At 73.4% G+C, this 11,487-nt stretch carries 9 protein-coding genes; 6 read left to right on the top strand and 3 right to left on the bottom strand.

Annotated elements, in window-relative coordinates; genetic code table 11:
- Positions 1 to 38 precede the first annotated feature (38 nt).
- Together DFP74_RS24255 and DFP74_RS24245 are read left to right on the top strand one after the other, a co-directional pair.
- A complete protein-coding gene (locus tag DFP74_RS24255; RefSeq protein WP_121185046.1) occupies positions 39 to 1,244 on the top strand; it encodes a CaiB/BaiF CoA-transferase family protein in 1,206 nt (401 codons plus the stop codon).
- 535 nt (positions 1,245 to 1,779) lie between these two features.
- A complete protein-coding gene (locus DFP74_RS24245) occupies positions 1,780 to 3,903 on the top strand; it encodes a heavy metal translocating P-type ATPase (protein ID WP_199725938.1) in 2,124 nt (707 codons plus the stop codon).
- A 100-nt stretch (positions 3,904 to 4,003) separates the two neighbouring features.
- On the opposite strand, the gene DFP74_RS24240 is transcribed toward DFP74_RS24245, so the two are convergent.
- Positions 4,004 to 5,260, bottom strand: coding sequence for an MFS transporter (locus DFP74_RS24240; RefSeq protein WP_121185040.1), 1,257 nt, complete (start codon positions 5,258 to 5,260; stop codon positions 4,004 to 4,006).
- Between the two features lie 343 nt (positions 5,261 to 5,603).
- On the opposite strand from DFP74_RS24240, the gene DFP74_RS24235 reads away from it, so the two are divergent.
- Genes DFP74_RS24235 through DFP74_RS24220 form a run of 4 tightly spaced genes read left to right on the top strand, consistent with a single transcriptional unit; the run spans position 5,604 to position 9,089 of the window.
- A complete protein-coding gene (locus DFP74_RS24235) occupies positions 5,604 to 6,332 on the top strand; it encodes a methyltransferase (protein WP_121185038.1) in 729 nt (242 codons plus the stop codon).
- Positions 6,329 to 7,135: a Rossmann-like domain-containing protein gene (locus DFP74_RS24230; RefSeq protein ID WP_121185036.1), complete on the top strand. Its 807-nt coding sequence runs from the start codon at positions 6,329 to 6,331 to the stop codon at positions 7,133 to 7,135. Before DFP74_RS24235 ends, DFP74_RS24230 begins: the two co-directional genes overlap by 4 nt.
- On the top strand, positions 7,132 to 8,094 hold the full coding sequence (locus DFP74_RS24225; protein ID WP_121185034.1) for a GHMP kinase: 963 nt from the start codon (positions 7,132 to 7,134) through the stop codon (positions 8,092 to 8,094). The genes DFP74_RS24230 and DFP74_RS24225 overlap by 4 nt, the downstream gene beginning before the upstream one ends.
- Positions 8,052 to 9,089 (top strand): pyridoxal-phosphate dependent enzyme, encoded by a 1,038-nt coding sequence (locus tag DFP74_RS24220; RefSeq protein ID WP_121185032.1) that lies wholly within the window; start codon positions 8,052 to 8,054, stop codon positions 9,087 to 9,089. Before DFP74_RS24225 ends, DFP74_RS24220 begins: the two co-directional genes overlap by 43 nt.
- A gap of 87 nt (positions 9,090 to 9,176) precedes the next feature.
- Here DFP74_RS24220 and DFP74_RS24215 read toward each other — a convergent pair whose 3' ends face one another.
- Positions 9,177 to 10,715, bottom strand: coding sequence for an AfsR/SARP family transcriptional regulator (locus DFP74_RS24215; protein ID WP_121185030.1), 1,539 nt, complete (start codon positions 10,713 to 10,715; stop codon positions 9,177 to 9,179).
- Positions 10,716 to 11,015: 300 nt separating this feature from the next.
- A complete protein-coding gene (locus DFP74_RS24210) occupies positions 11,016 to 11,432 on the bottom strand; it encodes a spore-associated protein A (protein ID WP_121185028.1) in 417 nt (138 codons plus the stop codon).
- Between the last annotated feature and the right edge of the window lie 55 nt (positions 11,433 to 11,487).

Raw genomic sequence — 11,487 nt, 5'->3', positions numbered from 1 at the left:
ACCGGGCCCGCGGCATCACCAGCACACAGGAGGACCACGTGGACCGTTCGCAAGGACCACTCAGGGGCACCGTCGTCGTCGATCTCTCCCGGGCCCTGGCCGGACCGCACGCGGCGATGCTGCTGGGCGATCTCGGCGCCCGGGTGATCAAGGTCGAACAACCCGGGACGGGAGACGAGACGCGGGGGTGGGGACCGCCGTTCGTGGGACCCGAACAGGAACCGGTCAGCGCCTACTTCCTCTCCTGCAACCGCAACAAGGAGTCGGTCGAACTCGACCTGAAGTCCGAGGACGGCGTCGAGCAGCTCACCCGGCTCGTGCGCGCGGCCGACGTGCTGGTGGAGAACTTCCGCCCCGGCGTGCTGGACCGGCTGGGCTTCTCGGCGCGGAGGCTGGGCGAGCTCAACCCCCGCCTGGTGCTGTGTTCCATCAGCGGCTTCGGCCACGACGGCCCCGAGGGCGGCAGGTCCGGCTACGACCAGATCGCCCAGGGAGAGGCGGGCCTGATGAGCCTGACGGGTCCCTCGCCGGACGAGCCCACCAAGACCGGAGTGCCCATCGGTGACCTGCTGGCCGGGATGAACGGCGCGCAGGGCGTGCTCGCGGCGCTGGTCGAGCGCGAGCGCACCGGGCGGGGCGGGGTGGTGCGCACCTCGCTGCTGTCGTCCATCGTGGGGGTGCACGCCTTCCAGGGCACCCGTTGGACGGTGGCCGGCGAGGTGCCCCGGGCGATGGGCAACCACCACCCCTCCATCGCCCCCTACGGCGCCTTCTCCTGCGCGGACGGGGTCCTGCAGGTGGCGATCGGTGGAGAGGCCCAGTGGGCCAAGTTCGCCGGACTGCTCGGGCTGGACACCGCCGATCCCCGCTTCGCGGACAACGCGGCCCGCGTCGTCCACCGGGACGCACTCATCGCCGAGGTGGAGCGGGTCCTGGCGGGGGACACCCGGGACCACTGGTTGGAGCGGATCGGCGGGATCGGCGTTCCCTGCGGCGCGGTGCGCACGATCGACCAGGTCTACGCGTGGGAGCAGACCCGGTCGCAGGGGCTGGTCGTGGACGTCGACCACCCGGACCTGGGTCGCGTGGAGCTGCCCGGTTCGGCGCTGCGCTTCGCCCCGTACGCGGACACCGAGGCCCCGCCCGCCGTCGAGGGGCACCTGGCGCCGCCGCGGCTGGGGGAGCACAACGGATCGGTGCGGGCCTGGCTCGACGACCTCGACCGGGTGGGCACGACGGCCTGACGCCGGCCCTCCCGGAACCGGGCGAATCGGAACCGGATGCGGCGGCCACGCCGCTCCGAGGCCGGCGGATCCAGCCTGTGTGGATACCCCCCGAGGGGTATCGCCCTGTACGGCCGTGGGGCCTGGGGCCAGGGTCGATGAGCCCCTCCCGCGTGCAAACCCCGGGTGGACCTGCGCCGCATGTTCCTCCAGTGCGCGAGTGCCCTGGGCCGGTGGGGTGTCGGTCGATGGATCCAGGTCGCGTGGAAAACCCTCTGGGGTACGCGCGTGTGGCCCTTGGGGTGCACGTGGGAGCTGAGGAGCGAATACTCCCGCCTGTGCGGAAGCTCCGGGGCGAATCAGCCCCGCCTGATCCTGTGATACGCGAGATCCCGGAGCGACTGAACCTCATGTGTGATGTGGATCACGTTTCTGCCGCTTGTCAGATACCCCCCGGGGGTATAAATTTCACAGCATGAAGAAGAACTCCCCAGAACACGAGCACCACCAACACCACGTCGGCTTGCAGGAGCACGTCGACCACACCGACCACGGCATGCACACCGAGCACACCGGTCATGCGGGTCACACCCACCATGGTGACCACGCGGGCCACGAAGGTCACGTCGACCACTCGGGCCACGAGGGCCACGGCGGCCACGGCGGCCACGGCGATCATGTGGGGCAGTTCCGGCGGCTGTTCTGGGTGATGCTCGCCCTGGCCGTGCCCACGGTCCTGCTGAGCGGGATGTTCGCGGGCATCGTCGGCTACACCGTCCCCGACCTGCCCGGGGTGGAGTGGGTGCCCCCGCTCCTCGGCAGCGTGATGTTCCTCTGGGGCGGCAAGCCGTTCCTGACCGGTGCCGTCAGCGAGATCAGATCGCTGCGCCCCGGCATGATGCTGCTGATCGCGCTGGCCATCACCGTCGCGTTCGTCGCCTCCTGGGGTGCGAGCCTGGGCCTGATCTCCCACGAGCTCGACTTCTGGTGGGAGCTGGCGCTGCTCATCGTCATCATGCTCCTCGGGCACTGGATCGAGATGCGCTCGCTGGCCCAGACCTCCTCCGCCCTGGAGTCGCTGGCCGCGCTGCTGCCCGACGAGGCGGAGAAGGTCGTCGGTGACACCGTCGTCACCGTGGCCCCCTCCGACCTGGTCGTCGGCGACTCCGTGATCGTGCGCCCCGGCGGTCGTGTCCCGGCCGACGGCGAGGTCACGGAGGGGACCGCCGACGTCGACGAGTCGATGATCACCGGAGAGTCGCGCCCCGTCAGCCGCGGCCCCGGCGCCCAGGTGGTCGCCGGAACCGTCGCCACCGACACCGCGCTGCGCGTCCGCGTCACCGCCGTCGGCGACGACACCGCCCTGGCCGGCATCCGCAAGCTCATCGCCGACGCCCAGAACTCGTCCTCGCGGGCGCAGCGGCTCGCCGACCGCGCCGCGGGCTGGCTCTTCTGGTTCGCCCTGGTCGCCGGAGCCCTGACCCTGGGCGTGTGGACCCTGCTCGGGACGCCCGACGAGGCGCTCGTGCGGACCATCACCGTCCTGGTCATCGCCTGCCCGCACGCCCTCGGGCTCGCCATTCCGCTCGTCGTCTCCATCGCCACCGAGCGCGCCGCCAGGGGAGGGGTCCTGATCAAGGACCGGCTGGCCCTGGAGAGCACGCGCACGGCCGACACCGTCCTGTTCGACAAGACCGGAACCCTGACCAAGGGCGAGCCGACCGTCACACACGTCGAGCACGCCGCAGGGCGCACCGGGGACGAGGTCCTGGCCCTGGCCGCCGCGGTCGAGGCCGACAGCGAGCACCCGCTGGCCAAGGCCATCGTGCGGGCGGCGCACGACCGGGGGCTCGACGTCCCGCGGGCGAGCGACTTCCGCGCCGCCACCGCCGTGGGCGTCTCCGGAACCGTCGACGGCGCACGGATCGGCGTGGGCGGCCCCGCGATGCTCGCCGAGCACGGCGCAGGGGAGGTGGCCGCCGTGCGGGCCTGGAAGGACGAGGGGGCGATCATCCTGCACGTGCTGTCCGACGGCGAGGTCATCGGCGCGCTGGCCCTGGCCGACGAGGTCAGGGAGGAGTCCCGTGAGGCCGTCCGGGCCCTGCACGCCCTGGACGTGAAGGTCGTGATGATCACCGGTGACGCGGAGGCGGTCGCCCACGCCGTCGCCGACGACCTGGGGATCGACCAGGTGTTCGCCGGGGTCCGCCCGGAGGACAAGGGGGCCAAGGTCGCCGAACTGCAGCAGCGGGGCCGCCGGGTGATCATGGTCGGCGACGGCGTCAACGACGCCCCGGCGCTGGCCCAGGCCGACGTCGGACTCGCCATCGGCGCCGGAACGGATGTGGCCATCGCCTCGGCCGGAGTCATCCTGGCCAGTGACGACCCGCGGTCGGTGCTCTCGGTCATCGAGCTCTCGCGCTCGAGCTACCGCAAGATGAAGCAGAACCTGTGGTGGGCCGCCGGCTACAACCTGGTCTCCGTGCCGCTGGCCGCGGGCGTGCTGGCCCCGGTCGGATTCGTGATGCCGATGGCGGTCGGCGCGGTCCTGATGTCGCTGTCCACGGTCGTGGTCGCGCTCAACGCGCAGTTGCTGCGCCGGCTCGACCTGGCCCCCGGCGCGAGCACGCGGGCGGTGCTGCGAGCCGCGGGGACTGCGCGGGAGGCGGTGCGTGCGTAGGCGCCCGTCGGTCCGGGTCCCGGCCCCCAGGAGCGGGGGGCGGGACCCGCGCCGTGCGGCCGGTCGCGCGATGCGGGCGGCGGGACCGGCCGGCGCCCGCTCAGATCCGGCTGAACGAATCCTCCCGCGCGGCGCGGTCGACCGTGAACCCGCGCGCCCCCGGGGCGAGGGCGGCCAGGGCCGGGGCGGCGAAGCACAGCAGGGCGCAGGCCACCAGCACGGCGTCGGCGCCGAACGCCTGCGCGGCCGGGGCGATCAGCGCCAGGCCCACGGGCGCGAAACCGTAGGAGAACAGGAAGTCCAGCGAGGACACCCGCGCGAGCTTGCCCGGTTCGACCTCCCGCTGGGCGGCGGTGAACCACGGGACGTTGAACAGCTCCACCCCCACGCCCACCACCGCGTAGGCGGCGAACACGACGACCGGACCCACCGGCAGGATGAGGCTGAGCGGCGCCAGCCCGTACAGGGCGAGCCCGGCCAGCGCGGTCCATCCCTGGTGGCGCGGGGTCCAGCGGGCCACGATGACCGCGCCGAGCAGCGCGCCGGCGGTGTAGGCGGTCAGCGCGCCCGCCAGGACGGCCTCGGTGCCGTAGTGGTCGCGGCTGGCCAGCGGCAGCAGCACGCTGGTGGAGGAGTAGCCCGCGGCGATGACGACGGTGAGCGCGCCCAGCCCGGCCAGGAACCACGGGTGGCGGCGCGCCTCGGCCAGGCCTTCGAGGAACTCGGTGTGGAAGGGCGCGCGCGAGGTGCGCGGAGCCGCGGTGTGCGAGCCCGGGGCCGGCAGGAGCGCGGCGGTGAGCCAGAACAGCGCCGTGACCAGGAGCAGGGGGGCGGTGCCGAGCACCGTGGAGAGCAGGGCGGTCAGACCCGGGGCCAACAGGGTGGTCACACGCACGGAGAAGGTGATGGCGGCGTTGGCCCGCTGCCGGTCGTCGGGGTCGACGACCTCGGCGGTCAGGGCCTGGAAGGCGGGGCGGCAGGCGCCCTGGCCGGCTCCCACCACCAGCGCGGCGGCGGCCATCAGCGCGGGCGGTGTCCCCAGGCCGGCGACCATGACCGGGGTCGCGGCGGCGGCGAGCAGGCCGGACCACAGCACGACCGCGCGGCGCGAGTGCCGGTCGGCGAGGAGCCCGCCGAGGGGGACCGCGACGAGGAAGCCGGCGGTGCGGGCGGCCAGGACCAGGCCGAGGTGGACGGCGGTGAGTGTTCCGTCCAGGACGGCGAGACCGAGGATGAACGGCATGGCCCAGGTCGCGAGCCCGGAGGCGGTGGTCGCGCACCACAGCCGGACGAACCGGGGGTGGCGCAGCAGCGCGGGCCGGGGCCTGGTCGCGTTCGGCGGCGTCGGCGAAGGCACGAGTCGTCTCTCATCTCTGTGCGTGTACGGGTGGTCACTCCACCTTAGTGAAAACGATTATCAGTAGCGAACGGGTCCACGGGCGGGGTGGGTCGACCGTGAACTCCCGTCCGTCGCTCTGTGCAGTGTCACGATCTCACTCGGTGTCCGAGCGGGTGCGGACTCGAAGTGACAACGATTTTCATTTCCCCTATAGTGGCCGCGAGTGAGCACCCCGTGACGGAGCCCCCTCCGTCGCATGGTCGGGCGTTCGACGGGGAAGGGCACGCATGTCCGGTTCGGGTCCCACCGCCCCGCTCCCGCCCCGCCCGACCCGAACCACCCCCTCCTCGAAAGGACACGCGTGGATCGCTCCCTGATCGCACGACTCCCGCTTCCGCTGCCCGCCGAGCGGATCATCGCCCTCAACCAGCCCAAGGTCGACCTGCACACGCATCGACGCTACGACTGGAACGGGTGGGAGTTCGACGTTCCACCCGGTGTGTTCCTCCCCGGAGCCACCAGCCGCATGATCCACCAGCGCCTCCTGGACGACGACATCGACGTACGCGGGCGCCACTACGTCGCCATGGGATCGGGACTGGGCGTCGAGGCGGCCGTGGCCGGGCTCCGCGGGGCGCGCACCGTCCACGCCGTGGACGTGCACCCCGCCAGCGTCCGCGCGACCGAGGACAACTACCGCCGGCTCGTCGACGGCGCCGCGGACCCCGCCACCGAGTTCGTCCCGGTGGTCGCCGACGTCTTCGACGGCTTCCCCGACGGCGTCCGGGCCGACGTCATCACCTTCAACCCGCCCGCGGTGAGCCGGACCGTCAGCGACGACCCCGACATCGTCCGCAACGTCTGCGCGGGTGCCCCCGTCATCGACGCCTTCTTCACCCAGATCGCCGACCGCGGCCTGTTGGCACCCGGCGGAGCGGTCTACTTCGTCGCCTCCAACACCGCCGACCTGCGCCACATCGTCGGCCACGCCATGGACACCGGGTTCACCCCCCACGTCCACCACCTCCACGACTGGGAGGACGGCGTCCTGACCTACCTGTTCCGCTTCACCCGGGAGGACGCCCGATGAGGAACCTCGACTCCCTCTTCGCGGCCGTGCTCGCCACCCCCGACCTGCCCGCCGCCACCAGCGTCTTCTGGGTCCACCACGGCACCCGCCTGCCCGGGGGCGACGTCACCTACCTCAACCAGTACGTCCTGGTCCGGGTCGGCCGCGCCTTCGGCGCCTGCGCCTTCGAGGCCGGACAGATCGACCCCTCCGTGTGCGCCGACCTGTCCGGACGCCCCCTCGCCGACCTTCTGGGCGACGGCGACGACGCGCTGCCGACCCCCTTGCGCGTGGCGGCCCTGGACGCCTACCTCGCCCAGGCCGCTCCGCACGCCCTCGACGCCCGGGCCGACGCGGTCACCCTGCCCCTGGGCACGCCCCTGGAACGCGCCCTGGCCCGCGACGCCGCCATCGCCGGGCTCCTGCCCGAGCCCGAGGGCCGCAAGGTCGCGCTCATCGGCGTGGTCAACCCGCTCGTGGCCGCCATCCGCGAACGGGGCGGCGAGTGCCTGCCCTGCGACCTCAACCTGCGCACCACCCAGTGGGGCGACACCGTCACCACCGACATGGACGAGGTCCTGGACACCGCCGACGCCGTCGTGGCCACCGGCATGACCCTGGGCAACGGCAGCTTCGACCACATCCTCGCCCGCTGCCGGGAGCGCGACCTGCCCCTGGTCGTCTACGCGCAGAGCGGCAGCGCCGTCGCACGCGCCTTCCTCGGACACGGGGTCACCGCCGTCTCCGCCGAGCCCTTCCCCTTCTCCCAGTTCAGCGCGGACCCCACCGCCCTCTACCGGTACCGGACGGAGAACGACCAGTGACGACCGGCCTGGGGCAGGCCACCTGCCACCACGGCGAACTCCTCCAGGGCGTCTTCCTCGACGACAACGGCCACCCCGTCCGGGGCCTGGTCACGCTGCCGATGGCCGACCCCCTCACATACGCGGAGTTCACCCCCCTGCCCGGCACGGGTCCGCACCGCATCGCGGTCGACCCGCCGGGCCGGGACAAGGCGGTCCGCGCGGCGGCCCTGGCCGTGGCCGAGTGCGCCCGTGCCACGGGCCGGCCCGCCGTCGGCGGGCACCTGCGCATCACCGGCGGCCTGCCCGCGGGCCTGGGGCTGGGCTCCTCCACCAGCGACGTCACCGCCGCCATCCACGCGGTGGCCGACGCCTACGGGACGCTGCCCCGCCCGGCGTCGGTGGCGCGGATGGCCGTGGCGGCCGAGGGAGCCTCCGACCCCGTCATGCTGGGCGGGCGCCCCGTGCTCTTCGCCCAGCGCGAGGGCCGCGTCCTGGAGGACCTGGGTGCGGCCCTGCCCGAACTCGCCGTGGTCGGCTGCCTGACCGGCCACGGGCGACCGGTCGACACCATGCGCCTGCCCGGCACCGTGCGGAGCCGGGACGCCGCCGTCTACGAACGGCTGCGCTCCGCTCTGCGCGCGGCCGTCGCCGCCGGCGACGCCGCGGAGGTCGGCCGGGTGAGCACCGAGAGCGCGATCCTCAACCAACGGGTTCTACCCAAGGAGGAGTTGGGGAAGATCAGGGGCGTCGCCCGCCACAGTGAGGCGGTCGGCATCCAGGTCGCGCACAGCGGCAATGTCGCCGGTGTGCTGTTCGACGCCACCGTTCCCGATCTGAGCGCCCGGATCGACGCCGCGGTCCGCCGACTGCGGGGCGAAGGGCTGATGCCCACCCGGGTCTTCTCCACCCCCTCCAGGACCGACGGAGAACGAACTTGGACCACCACGTATGCGACGCACTCGGCCGACCTGACCTGATCGATCTGGGCGAGGGCCTGGTGTGCCTGCGCTTCGAGTCGATGAAGGTGGTGTCGGCGCTGGCGGCCGTCCGCCACCTGCTCGACACCGGCGCCGTCCGCCCCGGCGACACCCTGATGGACAGCTCCAGCGGGATCTACGCCTACGGCCTCGCCCTGGCCTGCCACCGCTACGGGCTGCACTGCCACATCATCGGTTCCACGACCATCGACCACGTCACCCGCGTCCAGCTCGACGTCCTGGGCGCGACGCTGGAGCAGATGCCGCCCTCGGACGACCTGCGCCTGGACCAGAGCAGGAGGGTGGCCCGGGTGCGCGAGGTCCTGCGCGCGCACCCCGAGTACCACTGGATGCGCCAGTACCACGACTCCATCCACTACCTGGGCTACCGCGAGGTCGCCGAGCGCGTGGCCGCGGAGACCGGACCCGGGCCGCTCACCCTCGTGGGCGGCGTGGGCTCGGGGGCCTCCACCGGGGCGCTGGCGACCTACCTGCGCGAGCACGATCCCGACACCCGGCTGGTGGGCGTCCAACCCTTCGGCAGCGTCACCTTCGGCAGCGATGAGGTCGAGGACCGCGGCATGATCATCGCGGGCATCGGCAGCTCCATCCCTTTCGGCAACGTCGACCACACCCTCTACGACACCGTCCACTGGACCGGCTTCGAGCCCGCGCTGGCCGGGAGCGTCGACCTGCTGCGCCGCCACGCGGTGTTCGCGGGCCTGTCCACCGGCGCCGCCTACCTCATCGCCCGGTGGGAGCGGCTGCGCGACCCCCGGCGGCGCGTCGTGTTCGTGGCCGCCGACACCGGCCACCGCTACGTCGAACCGGTCTTCGCCCGGCACGCCGAGGCCGAGGCGGTCGAGGACCTGGCGCCCACGGTCGTCCACGACCTCGCCGAGCTGGCTCCGCCGTGGTCGCGCATGGAGTGGGGGCGGGCCAAACCCCCGGCGCAGGGGGTGTACACCGACGAACGGCCGGCCGTGCACGGCTGAGCCGCGGGTCGCGGGGCGGGGGCGGCGATGCGCCTCCGCCCCCTGCCCGGGCCGCCGGGTGCCCGGCACCGCGTCGATGGGGCCGGGTCAACACACGGCGGGATCGCGGGCGGGCGGCATCGGGCCCGCGGAGAGGTCGACCGCCCCGGCGGTGCCGCCGCGCGCGAACCGGCGTACGCGGTCGCCGTAGAGCGTGCGGACCGCCAGCGTGGCCGCCGCCAGTCGCACGGACAACGGCAGGTAGCCGCACTCCTCGACGATCCCGGCGACCGCCGCCGCGTCCACGGCCGGTACACCGGCCACTCCGGCGAACAGTTCCATCGCGGACTCGCGGGTGAGCACGTCCAGCCGCACCGGGTGGGCACCGAAGAACGCCACCAGCCCGGTCAGGTCGTTGCGGCTGGTCACCAGTACGGCGCTGCCGCGGCCGCCCGCCAGCAGCGGGGCCACCTGTTCCACCGAGTCGGCGTCGTCGAGCAGGAACAGCAGACACTGGTCGGCGGTCACCGACCGGAACAGCTTGGCCAGCTCGCACGCGTCCGTCGGCAGGTCGCCCGGGTCCACGCCCAGGCTGCGCAGGAGCTGGCGCAGGGCGTCGCCGGTCGGTGTCGGCTTCCGGCCGGGTGTCGAGCCGTGCAGGTCGACGTACACCTGGCCGTCCCGGAACCGGTCGCGCACGGACGCGCCCCAGTGCAGCGCCAGGGCGCTCTTGCCGACCCCCGCCACCCCGGTCAGGAGGAAGACCGTCGTGGAGCGTCCGTCGGCACGGTCGGCGTCCAGAGCGCGGTCGAGCGCGCCCATCTCCGCGGCACGCCCCACCAACCGGCCCACGGCCAGGGGGAGTTCGGCCGGGCGGACCCGGGCACGCCCCGTCCGCGGCGGCTCGCGATCGCCGTCGCCCTCGCGTCCCGGTTCGTTCGCGTGCAGCAGGTCCAGGTGCAGGCGCCGCAGCTCCGCGCCGGGATCGGTGCCCAGTTCCTCGGCCAGGACCGCGCGCAGCGCCGCGTAGGCCGCCAGTGCCTCGCCGGTGCGCCCGCTGCGGTGCAGGGCGCTCATGAGCAGCCCGGTGAGGCTCTCCCTGGTGGGGTGGTCCGCGCACAGCGTCCGGAGCTCGGCGACGACCGACGCCGCGCGTCCGCGCCGCAGCTCGACCTCGTACAGCTCCTCCCGGGCCCGCAGGCGGGATTCCTCCAGGGCGGGTCGGGCGTGCTCGGCCAGCGCCGGGGTGACGCCGCTCAGCGCCGGCCCGGTCCACAGCGCCAGGCCGAGGCGCAGCGTGCGGGCCGCCTCGTCCAGACGGTCGGCGGCGCGGTCGGCCGCGGCCAGTGCCAGGCTCCGCTCGAAGACGCCCAGGTCCGTGGCGCCCTCGGGGACCACCGCACGGTAGCCGCAGCCGGATCTGTGGATGGTGTCGGCGCCCAGGGCCTTGCGCAGTCCGTGGACATGGCCCTGGAGCTGGGCTCGGGCCCCACGCGGCGGACGCTCGCCCCAGACGAGGTCGATGAGCCGCTCGTCGGGGACCACGGTGTCGGGTTGGAGGAGGAGGGCCGCCAGGAGGGTCCGCCGTTTGGGTCCGCCGGTGCGGATCCTGCGTCCCTCCGCCTGAACTTCGACAGAACCGAGCAATCTGTACCGAATCCCCGACAGGTCGTTCAACACCCCTGGCCCCCTCACGCGCGATGCGTAGTTCACCGCGTAGCGTCGCGGAGCCTACGGGAGGGTTCCGTGCGCAGTCCACTCGTCGTGCGGGGCCTGCGCGCATGTCCGATATCGCCGTGAGTTGACCTGGTGCGTTGTGATTCGGACGTGGTGACGGTTTGTTTCGCCGAAGGTCCAAACCGTGGCGCGGCGGGCGCGCGGGGGCGCATGCGGGAGGCCGGGCGGCGCCGGACCCCTTGCGAGGTCCGGCGCCGCCCGGCCGTGGGGTCAGCCGCAGTTGGTGCCGCGCTCGCCGCCCTCCGTGCCGCCGATCCGGCCCATCCAGTCGACGCACTTGCCGGCGGCGTTGAGGTAGACCGGTCCGGCGTAGGACGTGAAGCTGCCGCCCTCGTAGGCGGCCCAGTGGTTGCCCGCGGGGCTGACCGACAGGCCGGCCTCGATGACCACGGCCGAACCGGGGCTGTGGCGCTTGGTCACCACACAGTTCCTGCCGGTCGAGCTGTTGTAGGTCAGATAGACGGTGCCCTTGCTGCCGACGTTGTCCTCGTTGACGACCTTGTAGCCGCTGCCGCACTCGCCGCCGTAGGTGGCCGCGGCGGCGGGGGAGGCGCTGACGAGCACGCCGCTGACGGCGATGGCGGCGGCCGCGGCGACGGCGGCGGCCTTCGTGGTGAGCTTCTTCATGTCATGTTCCGATCACGTGTCGAGGTGTGGGGTACGAGGTGGCGCGGGTCCGGCC

The organism is Nocardiopsis sp. Huas11, from assembly GCF_003634495.1.
In the GTDB taxonomy this organism is placed as follows: Bacteria; Actinomycetota; Actinomycetes; order Streptosporangiales; family Streptosporangiaceae; genus Nocardiopsis.
Note: the sequence above shows the minus strand (reverse complement) of the source record. Positions and strands in the feature narration are given on the sequence as shown.

Excerpts from the sequence above, each read along its gene's own strand:
- DFP74_RS24245 (WP_199725938.1), top strand. The coding sequence starts at position 1,780 with ATGCACACCGAGCACACCGGTCATGCGGGTCACACCCACCATGGTGAC.
- DFP74_RS24230 (WP_121185036.1), top strand. The coding sequence starts at position 6,329 with ATGAGGAACCTCGACTCCCTCTTCGCGGCCGTGCTCGCCACCCCCGAC.
- DFP74_RS24210 (WP_121185028.1), bottom strand. The coding sequence starts at position 11,432 with ATGAAGAAGCTCACCACGAAGGCCGCCGCCGTCGCCGCGGCCGCCGCC.